General features: G+C 71.6%; 15 protein-coding genes and 1 pseudogene. 8 read left to right on the top strand and 8 right to left on the bottom strand.

Annotated features, from left to right (window positions below; all coding sequences use genetic code 11):
* Positions 1–18: 18 nt before the first annotated feature.
* Positions 19–815 (top strand): IS5 family transposase gene (locus tag ACWZEH_RS04095; protein ID WP_456199417.1). Its coding sequence is split into 2 segments (ribosomal slippage): positions 19–354 and positions 357–815, totalling 795 coding nucleotides; the frame shifts between segments, so codons are not numbered across the junction.
* A gap of 9 nt (positions 816–824) precedes the next feature.
* Here ACWZEH_RS04095 and ACWZEH_RS04090 read toward each other — a convergent pair.
* From ACWZEH_RS04090 to ACWZEH_RS04075, 4 genes and pseudogenes are all read right to left on the bottom strand, one after another.
* Positions 825–1016: pseudogene (locus ACWZEH_RS04090) on the bottom strand (ISL3 family transposase); the annotation flags it as partial.
* 30 nt (positions 1017–1046) lie between these two features.
* Positions 1047–2254, bottom strand: a protein-coding gene (locus ACWZEH_RS04085; RefSeq protein ID WP_456199428.1) for an IS3 family transposase whose coding sequence is annotated in 2 segments (ribosomal slippage) — positions 1047–1963 and positions 1963–2254 — 1209 coding nt in all. Because the reading frame shifts where the segments join, the coding sequence is not laid out codon by codon here.
* Positions 2255–2542: 288 nt separating this feature from the next.
* Positions 2543–3418, bottom strand: a complete 876-nt coding sequence (locus tag ACWZEH_RS04080; protein ID WP_456195696.1) for an undecaprenyl-diphosphate phosphatase — start codon at positions 3416–3418, stop codon at positions 2543–2545.
* Between the two features lie 168 nt (positions 3419–3586).
* On the bottom strand, positions 3587–4363 hold the full coding sequence (locus tag ACWZEH_RS04075) for a TVP38/TMEM64 family protein (protein ID WP_456195694.1): 777 nt from the start codon (positions 4361–4363) through the stop codon (positions 3587–3589).
* A gap of 449 nt (positions 4364–4812) precedes the next feature.
* Between ACWZEH_RS04075 and tuf the strand changes: the two genes are divergently transcribed.
* Together tuf and ACWZEH_RS04065 are read left to right on the top strand one after the other, a co-directional pair.
* Positions 4813–5982, top strand: a complete 1170-nt coding sequence (gene tuf, locus ACWZEH_RS04070) for an elongation factor Tu (protein ID WP_456195692.1) — start codon at positions 4813–4815, stop codon at positions 5980–5982.
* Between the two features lie 98 nt (positions 5983–6080).
* Entirely contained in the window at positions 6081–6926 is an 846-nt protein-coding gene (locus tag ACWZEH_RS04065) for a spermidine synthase (protein WP_456195690.1), read from the top strand.
* Here the strand turns inward: ACWZEH_RS04065 and ACWZEH_RS04060 are convergent.
* On the bottom strand, positions 6888–8189 hold the full coding sequence (locus tag ACWZEH_RS04060; RefSeq protein ID WP_456195688.1) for an MFS transporter: 1302 nt from the start codon (positions 8187–8189) through the stop codon (positions 6888–6890). The genes ACWZEH_RS04065 and ACWZEH_RS04060 overlap by 39 nt on opposite strands.
* Positions 8190–8318: 129 nt before the next feature.
* A complete protein-coding gene (locus ACWZEH_RS04055; protein ID WP_456195686.1) occupies positions 8319–9353 on the bottom strand; it encodes a DUF8017 domain-containing protein in 1035 nt (344 codons plus the stop codon).
* 187 nt (positions 9354–9540) lie between these two features.
* On the opposite strand from ACWZEH_RS04055, the gene ACWZEH_RS04050 reads away from it, so the two are divergent.
* A complete protein-coding gene (locus tag ACWZEH_RS04050; RefSeq protein ID WP_456195685.1) occupies positions 9541–9993 on the top strand; it encodes a DUF4442 domain-containing protein in 453 nt (150 codons plus the stop codon).
* A 50-nt stretch (positions 9994–10043) separates the two neighbouring features.
* Here the strand turns inward: ACWZEH_RS04050 and ACWZEH_RS04045 are convergent, their stop codons facing one another.
* The gene (locus ACWZEH_RS04045; RefSeq protein ID WP_456195683.1) at positions 10044–10508 is read right to left on the bottom strand and encodes a cyclic nucleotide-binding domain-containing protein; all 465 of its coding nucleotides are present in this window, start codon (positions 10506–10508) and stop codon (positions 10044–10046) included.
* 323 nt (positions 10509–10831) lie between these two features.
* On the opposite strand from ACWZEH_RS04045, the gene ACWZEH_RS04040 reads away from it, so the two are divergent.
* Both ACWZEH_RS04040 and ACWZEH_RS04035 read left to right on the top strand, forming a co-directional pair.
* Positions 10832–11776 (top strand): universal stress protein, encoded by a 945-nt coding sequence (locus ACWZEH_RS04040; protein ID WP_456195681.1) that lies wholly within the window; start codon positions 10832–10834, stop codon positions 11774–11776.
* 204 nt (positions 11777–11980) lie between these two features.
* Positions 11981–14359: a phosphoketolase family protein gene (locus ACWZEH_RS04035; protein WP_456195679.1), complete on the top strand. Its 2379-nt coding sequence runs from the start codon at positions 11981–11983 to the stop codon at positions 14357–14359.
* 32 nt (positions 14360–14391) lie between these two features.
* On the opposite strand, the gene ACWZEH_RS04030 is transcribed toward ACWZEH_RS04035, so the two are convergent.
* Positions 14392–14925 carry a gamma carbonic anhydrase family protein gene (locus tag ACWZEH_RS04030; RefSeq protein ID WP_456195677.1) on the bottom strand — a complete coding sequence of 178 codons (534 nt, stop codon included), beginning with the start codon at positions 14923–14925 and terminating at the stop codon, positions 14392–14394.
* 113 nt (positions 14926–15038) lie between these two features.
* On the opposite strand from ACWZEH_RS04030, the gene ACWZEH_RS04025 reads away from it, so the two are divergent.
* Positions 15039–15803, top strand: a complete 765-nt coding sequence (locus ACWZEH_RS04025; RefSeq protein ID WP_456199426.1) for an acyltransferase — start codon at positions 15039–15041, stop codon at positions 15801–15803.
* Positions 15804–16042: 239 nt separating this feature from the next.
* Positions 16043–16600, top strand: a complete 558-nt coding sequence (locus ACWZEH_RS04020) for a YbaK/EbsC family protein (protein ID WP_456195675.1) — start codon at positions 16043–16045, stop codon at positions 16598–16600.
* The last annotated feature ends 29 nt before the right edge of the window (positions 16601–16629 follow it).

Raw genomic sequence — 16629 nt, 5'->3', positions numbered from 1 at the left:
TAGTCTGGCGTCGTGGGGATCGTTGAGCGTCTGGTGCCAGATGAGTTGTGGGAACTGTTCGAGCGGGTGGTGCCGCCCGCTCCCTCGCGGCCGCAGGGCGGTGGCCGCCGGCGGTACGGAGACCGTGAAGTTCTGGCGGCGATCATCTTCGTGGCCACGTCGGGCTGTACTTGGCGGCAGTTGCCTCCGTCGTTCGGGCCCTCGGGGCCGACGGCCCACCGGCGGTTCAGCGAGTGGAGCAAGGCCCGGGTCTGGGCCAAACTGCACCGCCTGGTCCTGGACGAACTGGGTGCACGCGGCAAGCTGGACTGGTCTCGCTGTGCGATCGACTCGGTGAACATGCGGGCCCTGAAAGGGGGGAGTTGACGGGTCCGAATCCTGTAGACCGGGGCAAGAAAGGGTCGAAGATCCACTTGATCACCGAGCGGACCGGTCTGCCCCTGTCCATCGGCATCTCAGGCGCGAACCTGCACGACAGTCAAGCCCTCGAACCCCTCGTGCGAGGTATCCCGCCGATCCGCTCCCGTCGCGGACCGCGCCGACGCCGGCCCGCCAAGCTCCACGCCGACAAGGGCTACGACTACAACCACCTGCGACGTTGGCTCCGCACGCGCGGAATCCGCCACCGCATCGCCCGCAAAGGCATCGAGTCTTCCCAACGACTCGGCCGGCACCGCTGGACGATCGAACGCACCATGGCCTGGCTTGCCGGCTGCCGTCGACTGCACCGCCGCTACGAACGCAAAGCCGAGCACTTCCTAGCCTTCACCAGCATCGCCTGCACCCTCATCTGCTACCGCCGACTCACCAAATGAGACGACCTCTTACTGCAGGAGGATGCGGTGACGGAGGAGGTCGAATCCTGCTCGGCCGTGCATCTGCCGCATGATCTTCTTGGTTCGGGTATTGACGCCCTCGGTCCGGCCGTTGTGGTGGGGCAGGGTGAGGCCGGCGTTCACGGCGGCGCGGTCGAGTTCGAGGCCGTTGCAGAAGCTGTGCAGGTGGGGCAGGCCAGCGGGGGTCTTGACCCCGGTTTCTGAACACATCTATGCGGCTGGAGCCAGGGTAGTTGTTGTTGCTTGGAGGTCGTTCTCGTAGGTGATCGAGGACCGTTGACCGAGACGGGAGTGCCGACGTTGGGTGTTGTATCGCGTCAGCCAGCGGAAGGCATCGAGTCGCGCTTCGCGCTCGCTCGACCAGCTTTTGCGGCCTTTGAGCGTCTCCCTCTTGAAGGCGGCGTTGAAGCTCTCCGCTGCGGCATTGTCCGCGCTGGACCCGATCGCGCCCATGCTCTGCCATACCCCTGCTGACCTGCAGATTTCAGCGAATGCTCGACTCGTGTATTGCGATCCGTGGTCGGTGTGCATGATCGCTCCGGCCAGGCTCCCGCGGGTATTCTGGGCTGTCGCAAGGGCATCGATGACGAGCTCGGTCCGCATGTGATCGGCGATCGCCCACCCGGCCAGTCGGCGAGAGGCGAGATCGATGACGGTCGCGAGGTAGAGCGGCTTCGATCCTCTGACCGGCAGATACGTGATGTCGCCGACGTGCTTCGTGTTCACCTCAGTCGCGCTGAAGTCACGACCGAGCAGATCTGGTGCCTTCGCCGTTGCGGGATCCGCGACGGTGGTGCGGTGCCGGCGGCGCAGACGGACTCCCGCAATCCCGAAGGCCCGCATGATCCTGGCGACACGCTTGTGGTTGATCTGCTCGCCCTGGTCGCGGAGTTCGGCAGTGATCCTGGGCGCTCCGTAGGTGCCGTCGGAGTCTTGGTGCACCTTGCGTATCCGGGCCACGAGCCCGTCCTCGACGGTCTGCCGGGCCGCCCTCGCAGCCGCGGTGCGGCGCCAGTAGTAGAAGCTCGACCGGGAGAGGCCGAGGATGCCGCAGAGCCGCTTCACGCCGTGACGACGCTGGTGGTCGGCGACGAACCGGAAGCGGTTCACCAGCGCGTCTCCGTCGCGAAATACCGGGCTGCCTTGCGGAGGATGTCGCGCTCTTCCTCCAGCTCACGGATCCGCTTGCGTGCGGCGGCCAACTCCGCCTGAACGTCGTCGGTACCGGCTCGGGCGGCTGCCGACGGCGCGGAGTGGACGCCGGGGCGGCGCCCGTCGGCGGCCCGGATCCAGTTCCGCAGTGTCTCGGTGTTCACTCCGAGATCACCGGCGACCGACTTGATCGTCGCTCCCGGCCTCGAGCGGTACAACGCGACCGCGTCCGCCTTGAACTCGGCGGGGTAGTGCTTCATCCCCATGGGGACTCCGTTCTCCTGGATCAGCAAGATCCAAGTCTCTCCGGTGTCCAAAAACCAGGGTCAAGGTCCGAACCTCAGATGACCCGTTCCACCCTCTATACGGAAGGGCCCGCACGGAGTGCGGGCCCTTCCGCGTCATCCCCTACGTTGCGGACGCACACGCCCTAAGAGGGCGTATCCCGCCTCCCCGGTGGGAGATGAGTGGGAGACAAGTGGGAGATGATCATGGCGTGGCGCTGCAATCAGGCGCTAGGAAATGCTAGATAGCGCTACCTGCGCGGCCCTGGTTCAGCCGCCGGATTCGCCCGCGTGCGGGCTCAGCGCACCCATGCTGACCAGCACAATCACCACCACACCGAGGGCGATGCGGTAGTACACGAACGGCATGAACGACTTGGTGCTGATGAACTTCATGAACCACGCGATCACCGCGTAGCCGACCGCGAAGGCGACGGCCGTCGCGAAGATCGTCGGGCCCCAGGTGACATGACCGCCCTCGGTGGCGTCCTTCAGTTCGTAGAGACCGGAGGCGAGCACGGCGGGAATCGCGAGCAGGAAGGAGTAGCGGGCCGCTGCTTCGCGCGTGTAGCCCATGAACAGACCGCCGCTGATGGTCGCGCCGGAGCGGGAGACACCCGGGATGAGCGCCATGGCCTGGCAGAACCCGTAGACCAGGCCGTCCTTGACGGTCAGGTTGTCGAGCGACTTGAGCTGCTTTGGTGTGCGGTGCCGGCCGCCCTGCTCGTCCCGCGCCGCAAGCCGGTCGGCGACACCGAGGACGATGCCCATGCCGATCAGCATCGCCGCGGTGAGCCGCAGGTCGCGGAACGGCCCCTCGATCTGGTCCTTCAGCGTCAGGCCGAGGATTCCGATCGGGAGCGAGCCGACGATGACGAGCCAGCCCATCCGCGCGTCGGGGTCCCGGCGCAGCTCCTTGTCGGTGAGCGAGCGGGTCCAGGCCGACAGGATCCGCGCGATGTCCTTGCGGAAGTAGATCAGCACGGCGGCTTCGGTACCGATCTGGGTGATCGCGGTGAACGCCGCGCCCGGGTCCTCCCAGCCGGAGAAGGCCGCGGTCAGCCGCAGATGCGCGCTGGAGGAGACGGGGAGGAACTCGGTCAGCCCTTGGACGAGTCCGAGGATGAGGGATTCAAACCAAGACATGAGGCAGTGGTGTCCAAATGCCGATCGCGGAAGAGGGGGACGGGCACGCCGAAGTGCCGTGTGCAGTGAGCGACGATCACGCGTGCCGAGTGCGAACAGTAGCGCCCCAAGATGACGGCTTTGACTCCAGGGGCCGGGCAGAAGGCCGGGCCGGCGCCCGGCGGCGTCTCACTGCGCCCGCAGTTGGTGCCGTTTGCGCCACGCCACCACCGAGCCCAGCAGACCCGGCACGGCGATGCAGGCCAGCGCGATCAGGAAGGCCGGGGACGTCGGCGTCGAGGCGCGGGCACCGGCGACGACGTAGGCGGCGGTGTTCGGGACCGAGCCGAGCCCCGTCGCCAGCAGGAACGGCAGCAGACCCATCCGCGAGACGGCGGCGCAGTAGTTCGACGCGGCGAACGGCACCCCCGGGAACAGCCGCGCCGCCAGTATCGAGCGGAAGCCGTGCCGGCTCAGCTGGCTGTCCGCCGCCTTCAGCCAGCGCCCTCGCAGCAGTGGACGCAGCGCGTCCTGGCCCAGCGCCCGCCCGAGGCAGAACGCCAGCCCGGCACCGAGCACCGTGCCGCCCAGCGCGGCGCCGAGCCCCAACTGGCTGCCGAACAACGCGCCCGCCGCGAGGTTCAGGACCGGGCGCGGTACGAACGCCACCGTGCACACCCCGTAGGCCACGGCGTACGCCACGACCGCCGCGGCGCCGCCGAGCTGCGGCGGCAGGCCGTCGGTCAGCAGTCTCTGCGGCTCCAGGAGCAGCATGGCCGAGGCCGCGGAGGCGAGCAGCGTGACCAGCAGGGACAGGCGCGCCCAGGGGGACAGCAGGACTCTGGCGCAGCGGGCGCTGAGGCCCGCCGAGGGGACCGCCGCGGGGACGACGGTGGTGAGCTGTGCGGCGGAGGCCCGGGGAGAGGCCGTGGCGGTGCCCCCAGAGCGGTTGGTGGCATCGAGCATCCGGCGACACTAACCGACGAATGTGACCGAACGCCGTAGCGTGCGTCTCATACGTGACACAGCGGCCGGAACACCCGGCGCGCGACGACCGCGTATGACGGCCCGCGCGCATACTGCGGAAAACCATTCGACGCCCGGCGCCGCGGTCGCCAGAATCGACGACATGTTCCGGCACGCCTTCCTCCTCGCAGCATCCGCCACCGCGGATGCCCCGAAGGCTGCCGTCCGTGTTCCCGCGGGAACCGCGGTTCCCGAAGCTCCCGCAGCGCTCACAGTCGCTGGTGCTGTCGCTGTCGACGGCGCCCGAAGCTGACCCTCCCCGGAACGTCCGGCGGACCCCCCAGGGGGAGGGTCGGCAGGTTCCTCGGGGTCCCCGTCCCGGCCGCGTGCCCATCCCGCCGCGCCGGGGCCGATCACGCGTCATCACCGAGAGACTCCGAGGTACCGCCATGTCCAAAACGGCGTACGTCCGCACCAAGCCGCATCTGAACATCGGCACGATGGGCCATGTCGACCACGGCAAGACCACGCTGACCGCCGCCATCACCAAGGTCCTGTCCGGGCGCGGCTCCGCCGGCTTCGTGCCGTTCGACCGCATCGACCGGGCTCCCGAGGAGGCGGCGCGCGGCATCACCATCAACATCGCGCACGTCGAGTACGAGACCGACACCCGGCACTACGCGCACGTCGACATGCCCGGCCACGCCGACTACGTCAAGAACATGGTCACCGGCGCCGCGCAGCTCGACGGGGCGATCCTCGTGGTCTCCGCGCTCGACGGGATCATGCCGCAGACCGCCGAACACGTACTGCTCGCCCGGCAGGTGGGCGTCGACCACATCGTCGTCGCCCTCAACAAGGCCGACGCGGGTGACGAGGAGCTGACCGACCTGGTCGAGCTGGAGATCCGCGAACTGCTCTCCGCGCACGGCTACGGCGGTGACTCCGCGCCCGTCGTGCGGGTCTCGGGACTGAAGGCGCTCGAGGGCGACCCGCGCTGGACGGCGTCGATCGACGCCCTGCTCGACGCGGTGGACACCTATGTGCCCATGCCCGAGCGGTACGTGGACGCGCCGTTCCTGCTGCCGGTGGAGAACGTGCTCACCATCACGGGCCGGGGCACCGTGGTCACCGGCGCGGTGGAGCGCGGCACGGTCCGTCCCGGCGACCGCGTCGAGGTGCCCGGTGCCGGGGTGGAGTCCGTGGTGACCGGCCTGGAGACGTTCGGCAAGCCGATGGAGGAGGCGCAGGCCGGGGACAACGTGGCGCTCCTGCTGCGCGGGGTGCCGCGGGACGCGGTGCGACGCGGACATGTGGTGGCCGCGCCGGGCAGCGTGGTGCCGAGCCGGAGGTTCACGGCACAGGTGTACGTGCTGTCGGCCCGTGAGGGCGGCCGTGCGACTCCGGTGTCGACCGGCTACCGGCCGCAGTTCTACATCCGCACCGCGGACGTCGTCGGCGACGTCGACCTCGGGGAGGCGGCGGTCGCGCGGCCCGGCGACACGGTCACGATGACCGTGGAGCTGGGGCGCGGGACACCCCTGGAGCCCGGGCTCGGTTTCGCCATCCGTGAGGGCGGGCGGACCGTCGGGGCCGGTACGGTGACGGCGGTCGCCTGAACCCCCGGCCCCGAGTCCCGGGCCGGTCCCGGGTGGCACGCCGGGCGCCCGCACCCGTGTGGGGCGGGCACCCGGTCGTGCGACGGCACAATGGGACGATGAACGAGCCGATGCCCGTCACCCGCGCCGTCGGTCACGGCACCGCGAAGCTGATGCCCGACGTCGACCGGGAACGGGCCTGGCTGCTGACGGTCGACGGGGCACCGCAGTCCTACGTCGACCTGGACGAGCCGGCCCATCTGGAGTTCGAGTACACCCGGCGGCTCGGGCACGTGCTGGACATCCTCGCCGAGCCGGGGCGCCCACTGGACACGCTGCACCTCGGCGGTGGCGCGCTCACCCTGCCCCGCTACCTGGCCGCGACCCGCCCCGGCTCCCGGCAGGACGTCGTCGAGTTCGACCGGGAGCTGCTGGACCTGGTCGCCGAGCAGTTGCCGCTGCCCGGGGGCGCGGACATCACGCTGCACGCCGCGGACGCCCGTGCCTGGCTGGAGGCCGCTCCCGACGCCTCCGCGGACGTCCTCGTCGCCGACGTCTTCGGCGGCCCACGTGTCCCGGCGCATCTGACCTCCGTCGCGTACGCCCGTGAGGCCGCCCGCGTCCTGCGGGCCGACGGCGTCTACCTCGGCAACCTCGCCGACGCGGCCCCCTTCGCCTTCCTGCGTTCCCAACTGGCCACGCTGGGAACGGTGTTCGAGGAGCTGGCGCTGATCGCCGAGCCGGGGGTGCTGCGCGGGCGCCGTTTCGGCAACGCCGTCCTCGCCGCAGCGCACCGGCCCCTCGACCTCGCCGCCCTGGCCCGGCGTACCGCGGCCGACGCCTTCCCGGCCCGCGTCGAGCACGGTGCGGCCCTGCGGGACTTCACCGGCGGGGCGCGGCCGGTGCGGGACGAGGACGCCGTACCGTCACCCGAGCCCCCCGACGGGGCGTTCGGCATCGGCTGACCTCTCCCCGGTGACCGGGGCCGCCCCGGCGACAGGCACCGTCCGGCGCCGCAGACGGCGTACGTCCGGCACGCACAGCACCGCCGCCGTGACCACGACGACCAGCGCGGCGCAGCCCCACAGCGCCTCCGTACGGCCGAACGCGGTCTCGGCGGGGCCCGCCAGAGCCATCGTGGCCGGCACCAGGGCGACGGACCCGAACCAGTCGTAGGCCGACACCCGGGACAGTTTCTCCTCCGGGATCTCCTGATGGAGCGCCGTCATCCAGGAAACCCCGAACACCTCGACGGTCACCCCGGTCACGCACATCACCGCGCACAGCACCGCCACCGGTACCGGCACGGCCAGCGCGGCGGACGGCAGGGCCAGCGGGAACACGCACAGGGTGCCGACGAACAGCAGGCGGCGCGGTTTCCAGCGGGTCATCAGCAGCGCGCCCAGCACCGTGCCCGCCCCGAAGAAGGCCAGGGCCAGACCCCATGGGGCCGCGCCGCCCAGATGATCCCGGGCGACGAGCGGACCGTAGACCGCGTCGGCGGCGCCGACCACGGCGTTGGCGACGGAGAACTGGATGACGATGCCCCACAGCCATGGCCGGCCGGAGAACTCCCGCCAGCCGTCCCGGAGGTCGGCGAGCAGACCGCCGCCCGGGGCACGCGGGGGGATGTGTTTCACGTCGAGGAAGGCCCGCAGGGCCGCCGCGGCCGCGAAGGCCGCCGCGTCCGCCGCGAGCACCCAGCCCGGCCCCATCGCCGCGATCATGAGGCCGCCGAGGGCGGCACCGCCGAGTGTCGCGCCCTGCATCGCCATCCGGAACACCGCGAACGCCCGGCCGGCCTGCTCGCCCTCGACCGAGGAGAGCAGCATGCCCTCGGCGGCCGGCCCGAAGAACGCCTGGCCGACTCCGCCGAGTGCGCTGAGCAGCATCATCTGCCACAGGCGGGCCTCGCCTGCCAGGACCAGCGCCGCGAACGCGGCCTGTGAGACACAGTTGAGGACATTGGCCGCGACCATCACGTGGTGGCGCGGCAGCCGGTCCGCGACGGCGCCGCCGATCAACAGGAACAGCACCAGCGGCAGGGTGCGGGCGGCGGCCACCAGGCCCACGTCGCCCCCGTCCCCGCCCGCGCCCAGCACCGCGAACGCGGAGGCGATCAGCGCGCCGTGACTGCCCAGGCTCGTCACCACGGCGGAGGCGGTCAGCAGTGTGTAGTTGCGGCCCGCCCAGGCGGGACGGCGGGGGGAGGAGGCGGTGGTCGGCACCTCGTGACTATCGCCGGGGCGGGGCCGACTTGCCAAATGTGCCGCCACCCGCGCCGAGGGCTCCTCCCGCCGTTCCCCGTCGCCCCGCGGGCGGGAGGCGGCCGGAGGAGTGCTCGGCCACCCTGTCCGCTACGACTCGGTCGGAGCTTCCTCGGTGAGGCGGACCGTGCTGAGGATCTTCTGCACGGTCTTTTCCGGGATCTCGTCGTCGACGTCCTTGGCGCCGTACAGGTTCCAGGTGACGAAGTCCCCGGCACCGTTCTTGAACCCGAAGGTGATCGCCTTGCCCTCGCTGTCGCACTTGCCGTTCTGGGGCGTGTCCTTTGAGTACGCCGTGGTGACACTGCCCTTGAGGCCCGAGGCGGTCGTGTACGCCTTCGGCTTCTCGGACTTCACGCTCTTCTTGTCGGGCTGCGTGTAGCCGCCGTAGATCCACCAGGGCACACGGGTCTCCGCGGCCTGGTCCGAGGTCTTGGCGCCGTTCTCGCCGCGGGTGCCGGCGGTGACGAGGGCGGTGTCGTCCTCGCGGCCGTCCTTGTCGTCGTCGCTCGTGCACCACTTGGACTTCAGGTAGGCCGGGGCGGTGACGGTGGTGCGGTCCAGCTCACCGTCCTTCTCCTCCCATTCGAAGCCCACGCTGGTGCCGGGGTCCTCGATCTCCCAGTCGGCGGGGACGTCGAACTTGGTGCCGAAGCGCGTGTTCGTGACCACCTGCCAGCCCGGAACCGTCGCCTTCTCGTCGTCACCGCCCCGTGGGTTGTCGTCCGAGGAGCCGGAGGCGGAGTCGCCCGGCTCCGTGGAGGGCTCCTCGGAGGCACTCACGGACGGCTTCGCGTCCTTCTTGCCGGCGGTGTCGTCCTTGTCGCCGCCCAGCACCAGGAAGCCGGTGACACCGGCGGCCACGACCACGGCCGCCGCGGCCACGGCGGCCACGATCTTCGTCTGTTTCCCGCCGCCCCCGCCCTGCGGCGGCGTGGGCATGCCCACGGTGTCCGGCGTCCCCCACTGCTGCGGCTGCTGCGCGTAAGGGCTCGGCTGCTGGGCGCCGGGCTGCTGGTACGGATTCGACTGTTGGTACCCCGGCTGCTGGTACCCCGGCTGCTGGTACGGATTGCTCGACTGCGGGTTCTGCTCGCCCCCGGGCGGCTGGTTTCCTGGCCACATGGTGAGCCACCCTAGCCCGGCCAGTGACACGATTCGGTCACTGCCCGTTGACAGGGACGTAGCAACCAAGAGCCGGAAGCGATCCGGAGGCGACCCGGAGCGAGCGCACGTCGTCGGGGCCGGTGCGGTCGCGCATCTCCGGTCCAGGGCCTGGCCAGCCGCTCCTACTCGTGAGTAACATGTGGTCATGAGTGACGACCGGATGACCATCGGCGAGATGCTCGCCGCCACGGTGCCCATGGCCCGCACCCTCAACCTCGAGTTCCTGGAGACCACTTCGGAACGGGCCGTGGTGTCCCTGCCGGACCAGGACGACTACCACAACCACGTGGGCGGCCCGCACGCCGGCGCCATGTTCACCCTGGGGGAGTCGGCGAGCGGTGCCATCGTGCTCGCCGCGTTCGGGGAGCAGCTGGCACGGGCGGTGCCGCTCGCGGTCCGCGCGGAAATCGCCTACCGGAAGCTGGCGACGGGCACCGTCACCGCCACCGCGACCCTGGGCCGGCCGGCCGCCGAGGTGGTGGCCGAACTGGACGAGGGCCGGCGCCCCGAGTTCCCGGTGTCGATCGAGATCCGGCGCGAGGACGGTGCGGTGACCGGTGAGATGACGGTCGTCTGGACCCTGCGTCCGGGCGGCTGACACCTGCCGGCGGTGGCCTGCCGCCCCGGGCCGCGGGCCCGGTGTCCGGTTCAGACGCCGCTGCCCGCCCCGTAGGGGCCGTACAGGTCCAGTAGCCGGACCCGGGCGGAGTGCAGCCGGTGGGCGACCACATGACCCACCCACAGGGCGAGCTCCCGCCCGAGGGCCGGCTCGTCCTCGACCAACGCGCGGACGGCCGCGGCGTCGAACTCGTAGGCCCGCACCGGGGTGGCCGCCTCTGCGCCCAGATGCCAGACGTGCGGGCTGTACAGCCAGGACCAGCCGACGAGTTCGTTGTGCCCGAGACGTTCGATGACGGCGGCCCGGCGGCCGGGCACATGCATGTCGAGCTCGACGGTACCGGTACGGATGACCCAGAACCGGTCCGCGCGGCCACCCTCCTCGAACAGCCGGGTCCCTTGCGGGAAGGACACCTCGCGAGCGGTCTCCAGGAGCTTCGCCCGGTGCTCGGCGGGCAGGGCGCGCGGCATGCCGGGGGACGGGGAAACGAACATCGCGGCCTCCCTTACGGGATACGGGATACGAGGTGGGACGGGCTGCCGGTGCGGTGTGCGGGGTGGTTCCGGTGCGGTTCCAGCCTCCTGCGGAACCGCCGCCGGGGCCATGGGCCGTACGGCCCTGATCGAAGGCATCCGGCCTCACCGCACCGGCGCCCCCGCACCGGGGCGGGACCTTCGGCCCTCGCGGGGACCTGTGGCCCCTGCCGGCCGCCATCCGGCCCACCGATACTGAAGGTGGTCCCAGCGACAGCGGCACCGGTTTGACCAGCAGCCCGACCCGTTCCGACCGGCGGTTTTGACAGCAGGAGGTACACGCCATGCCCCGCACCATCACCATCGGCTTCGACAATTCCACGGAGAGCAGGGCCGCCGCCGAGTGGGCGGCCCGCGAGGCGAAGCTGCGCGGTCTGCAGCTCCGGCTGGTCGAGGTCCGAGAGCCCCTTCCGGAGCCCGTCGCCCAGGCGCCGTTCCCCGGCGCGGAGACCGGCCGGCCGGGGAAGTGGGGAGGCGAGGCGGAGGCGCTCCCGCCCGACGGCTGGGGGACCACGCCGGGTGAGGCCGCGGCCGGGCTGCGACTGCGCCACCCCGGGGTCGAGGTCACCACGGAACGGGTCACCGGCCGGCCCCACGAGGTGCTGGCCAAGGCCGCGGAGGACGCCGAACTGCTCGTGCTGGGCTCCCGCGGGATGAGCGGCTTCGCCGGATTCCTGGTCGGCTCCGTCGGTCTCGCCGTCGTGGCCCGTACCGAGCGGCCCGTCGTCCTGGTCCGTGCCGGGGAACAGGCAGCCGACGAGCACGAGCCGGATCCCACGGGCATCCCGTCCGCCGCGACCCGCTACCGGCCGGTCCTGCTCGGCATGGACGCCGACCGGGCCGACGACGCGGTGGTCCGCTTCGCGTTCGCCGAGGCAGCCCGGCGGGGCACCGGACTGCGCGTCCTGCACGGCTGGAACCTGCCGCCGTACTACGTCCACGGACTGCCGGCCGATCCGGACGTGTACCAGGTGATCGCCGAGGAACGGACCGCGGCGCTCGCGAAGGTGCTCCGCCCCTGGAGAGCGGAGTTCGAGGACGTCGACGTCGTGGAGGAGTCCTTCGGCGGCAGCCCGTCCATCCGGCTCATCGACGCATCACGGGAGGCCTCGCTCGTCGTGGTCGGGCGGCGCGTGAGCCACAACCCGTTCGGCATCCGCATCGGGCCGATCACCCACGCCGTGCTGCACCACTCCGCGGCACCGGTCGCGGTCGTCGCGCACGACTGAACCGGTCGTCCGGAGGAGGAGCACGGGACGGAGCGGGGAGCAGGGAGCCGGGGGCGGGGAAGGAGCGGAACACCCCCTGCTCGGATTGAGCCACATGCCCGCGTCCGGCCACCCGGGGAATGAGACGGGCGGAAACTGGTACCCCCCACCCCGAGCCCCACCCTGATTCCGCGATCACCCCGTCGATCACCCACGGAGCCAGCCATGCCCGAGGACCAGGACATCCGGACCGCACCGACCGACGAGGAGCTGCGCACGCTGGACGCCCACTGGCGCGCCGCCAACTACCTGGCGGCGGGACAGATCTACCTGCTGGCGAACCCGCTGCTCACCGAGCCCCTCAGGGCCGAGCACATCAAACCGAGGCTGCTCGGGCACTGGGGCACCTCGCCCGGGCTGAACCTGGTGTACACCCACCTGAACCGGGTGATCGGCGCACGCGGGCTGGACGCGCTGTGCGTCTGGGGGCCGGGCCACGGCGGCCCCTCGGTGCTGGCCAACTCCTGGCTGGAGGGCAGTTACAGCGAGAAGTACCCGGACGTCGGCCGCGACGCCCCGGGCATGGCACGGCTCTTCCGGCAGTTCTCCTTCCCCGGCGGCGTCCCCAGCCACGTCGCCCCGGAGGTCCCCGGCTCGATCCACGAGGGCGGCGAACTCGGCTACTCCCTCGCCCACGCCTACGGCGCCGCATTCGACAACCCGGACCTGCTGGTCGCCTGCGTGATCGGCGACGGAGAGGCGGAGACCGGGCCGCTGGCCGCGTCCTGGCACTCCAACAAGTTCCTCGACCCGGTCCACGACGGCGCCGTCCTGCCGATCCTGCACCTCAACGGCTACAAGATCGCCAATCCGACGGTGCTGTCCCGCCTCCCCGAGACCGAACTCGACGCGTTGCTGCGCGGCTACGGGCACGAGCCGATCCACGTGACCGGCGACGACCCCGCCCTCGTCCACCGGGCGATGGCCCAGGCCCTGGACACCGCCCTGGACCGCATCGCGGCGGCGCAGCGCGCCGCCCGCGAGGACGGCGCGACCGAGCGGATGTCCTGGCCGGTGATCGTGCTGCGCACTCCCAAGGGCTGGACCGGCCCGGCCGAGGTGGACGGCGTACCCGTGGAGAACACCTGGCGCTCCCACCAGGTGCCGCTGCCGGCGGTCCGCGAGAATCCGGAGCATCTGCACCAGTTGGAGGCCTGGCTGCGGTCGTACCGGCCCGAGGAGCTGTTCGACGCCGAGGGCCGGCCCGTCGCGGACGTCCTCGCCTGCGTCCCCGAGGGGGCCCGAAGGCTCGGAGCCACCCCGCACGCCAACGGCGGGCTGCTCGTCCGCGACCTGCCGATGCCGGACCTCGACGACTTCGCAGTCCCCGTCGACAAGCCCGGCACCACCCTCCACGAACCCACCCGCGTCCTCGGCGACCTCCTGAGGCAGGTCATGAAGGACACCGCCGGCCGGCGGGACTTCCGTCTCGTCGGCCCCGACGAGACGGCGTCCAACCGACTGCAGGCCGTCTACGACGTCAGCGGCAAGGCCTGGCAGGCCGGCACCCTCGACGTCGACGAGCACCTCGACCCGCACGGCCGCGTGATGGAGATCCTCTCCGAACACCTCTGCCAGGGCTGGCTCGAGGGCTATCTGCTCACCGGACGGCACGGCCTCTTCTCCAGCTACGAGGCGTTCGTGCACATCGTCGACTCGATGGTCAACCAGCACATCAAGTGGCTGAGGACCTCCCGCGAACTGCCCTGGCGCGCCCCCATCGCCTCCCTCAACTACCTGCTCACCTCGCACGTGTGGCGCCAGGACCACAACGGTTTCTCCCACCAGGACCCCGGCTTCGTCGACCACGTGCTCAACAAGAGCCCCGAGGTCGTCCGGGTCTACCTGCCGCCGGACGCCAACACCCTGCTGTCGGTCGCGGACCACGCGCTGCGCAGTCGTGACTACGTCAACGTCGTCGTGGCCGGCAAGCAGCCGTGCTTCGACTGGCTGTCCATGGACGCGGCCCGCGTCCACTGCGCACGCGGCGCCGGAGTCTGGGAATGGGCCGGTACCGAGAACGGCGGCACACCCGACGTGGTGCTGGGCTGTGCCGGGGACGTCCCCACCCAGGAGGTTCTGGCCGCGGCACAACTGCTGCGCCGCCACCTGCCGGACCTGGCGGTCCGCGTCGTCAACGTCGTCGACCTCACCCGGCTGCTGCCCCACGGGGAACACCCGCACGGCATGACCGACTTCGAGTACGACGGCCTGTTCACCACCGACAAGCCGGTGATCTTCGCCTACCACGGCTACCCGTGGCTGATCCATCGCCTCGCCTACCGGCGCACCGGGCACGAGCACCTGCACGTCCGCGGCTACAAGGAGTCCGGGACGACCACCACGCCGTTCGACATGGTGGTCCGCAACGACCTCGACCGCTACCGGCTGGTCATGGACGTCATCGACCGCGTCCCGGGCCTCGCGGTCCGCGCCGCCGCCGTACGCCAGCGGATGGCCGACGCCCGCACCCGGCACCACGACTGGATCCGCGCACACGGCACCGACCTGCCCGAGGTCGCCGAGTGGAGCTGGAACGCCTGAGCGCCGTCACCCACGGCCGGTCCGGACAGGCCCTACTGCGCACCGTGCACGTCGCGGTGCGCCTTCGCCAGTTCCGCGTACATCGTCCCGTTGAGCGTCAGCCCCGCGCGCTCCTCCTCCGTCAGCTCCCGCCGGACCTTCGCCGGGACCCCCGCGACCAGCGAGCCCGGCGGCACCTCCATGCCCTGCGGCACCAGCGCCTGCGCGGCCACCAGGGAACCGGCGCCGATCACCGCGCCGTTGAGCACCGTGGCCCCCATGCCGATCAGGCAGTCGTCCCCGACCGTCGCCCCGTGCACCACGGCGTTGTGCCCGACGGAGACGCGTTCGCCGACCGTGACGGGGAAGTCGGGGTCGGCGTGCAGCGTGCAGTTGTCCTGGACGTTGCTGCTCGCGCCGACCGCGATCGCCTCCACGTCGCCGCGCAGGACCGCGCCGTACCAGACGCTCGCGCCCGCCCCCAGCGTCACGCCCCCGATCACCGTGGCCGTGGGTGCCACGAAGGCGGTCGGGTCCACCTGGGGTTCTCTGCCGCCGATGCCGGTGATCAGCGCCTTGTGCGTCATCGTCGCCTCGCCTCCTGGTCGGGTGATGACAGGCACCGTACGCCAGAGGCGTGGGGTGAAGATCACAGGGCGCACGGCGCATGGGCGTCACGCCCGGCGACTACGGTGAGCGGGTGCCGAAAAGCAGGAACACGTTCTCGTCCTGGTCGCGCCGCCTCGCGCAGCGCGCGGTCCACGCGGGCTGGGCCTGGGCGCAGCGCACGGGCTCGGTGACCGCCGAACACCCCGGCCGTCTCCGCTTCGGCGCGATGGGAACAGGCACCAGGCTCGCCTTCCCGCTCGGCACCGTCTTCGGCGAACCCTGGATCCAGCTCGGCGCGCACTGCGTCATCGGCGAACAGGTCACACTGACCGCCGGACTGATGCCCGGCCTGGAGCTGGGCCCCGACCCGATCCTGCGTCTGGGCGACGGGGTCGTCCTCGGCCGCGGCAGCCATGTCATCGCCGACACCACCGTCACCATCGGCAGCGACTGCTACTTCGGGCCGTACGTCTACATCACGTCCACCAACCACTCCTACGACGATCCGTACGAGCCCATCGGCAAGCAGTGGCCGCGGATGGACCCGGTGGAGATCGGCCCCGGCTGCTGGGTCGGCACCGGGGCGGTGATCCTCCCCGGCGCGCGGATCGGGCAGAACGTGGTGGTGGCCGCGGGCGCGGTGGTGCGGGGCACGGTTCCCGACCACGCCGTGGTCGCGGGCGCCCCGGCCCGGGTCGTACGCCGCTGGACTCCCGAGGAGGGCTGGCAGCCGCCGCTGCGCACGCCGGCGCCGGTGCCGATCCCAAAGGGCGTCACGCCCGAGCAGTTGAGGGCGTTGTCGGAGCTGGACGAGGAGGGTGTGGCCCGGCTCGCCGAGCTGGAGCCCGGGAGCTGAGGTCCGGAGCGAGGCGGGCCGCACGCTACCGTGCGGTGGGCGAACGGGTGCGTCACGCCGTGGTGGAGACGAGCCGTACTGCCCACCGGCTGCTCGTGGGCACCGAGGCCCCGGGACCGCTGGGGACAGGACCGGCGGCTCCTGCCGGGCGAGAGCGGCGGCCTCGCCCGCATCAGCGCCTCCCGGCGGCCGCCGGGACACCCCGCCGACGGCCGCCGCACGGCTGTTACGGTGCCGCCATGCGCGCACCCATCGGCACCTTCGACCACGCCACCCCCGCCCCCGACTGCCTCGACCGGCTCACCGCGCCGGTCGCCGCGGCCGTCCGCGCCTGGAGCGGCAGCGTCCCCGCCGAGCAGATCCTCTACGTCGACACGGACCCGCGCTGGGCCGACACCGCCGTCTTCGTCGAGCACTACGGCCAGGACCTGCTCGAGCGCTCGGCGAACTGCGTGGTCGTGGCGGGCAAGCGGGGCGGCGGGAGCACCCTCGCCGCCTGCGTGGTCCCGTCCACCACCCGGGCCGACGTCAACGGCATCGTGCGCCGCCGGCTCGGCGCCCGCAAGGCCTCGTTCGCCCCGATGGACACGGCGACGGGGGAGAGCGGCATGGAGTACGGCGGCATCACCCCGATCGGACTGCCCGCCGACTGGCCGGTACTCGTGGACGCGGCCGTCGTCGACCTGCCGTACGTGCTCGTCGGCAGCGGGCGCCGGCAGGGCAAACTCCTGGTGCCGGGCAAGGCCTTCGCCGAGCTGCCGGGCGCGGTCGTGCTGGAGGGGCTGGGCGTGGCCTGAACCTCGGCCGCTCACGGGGACCGGCGCCG

This window comes from Streptomyces yamdrokensis, from assembly GCF_053890455.1.
Note: the sequence above shows the minus strand (reverse complement) of the source record. Positions and strands in the feature narration are given on the sequence as shown.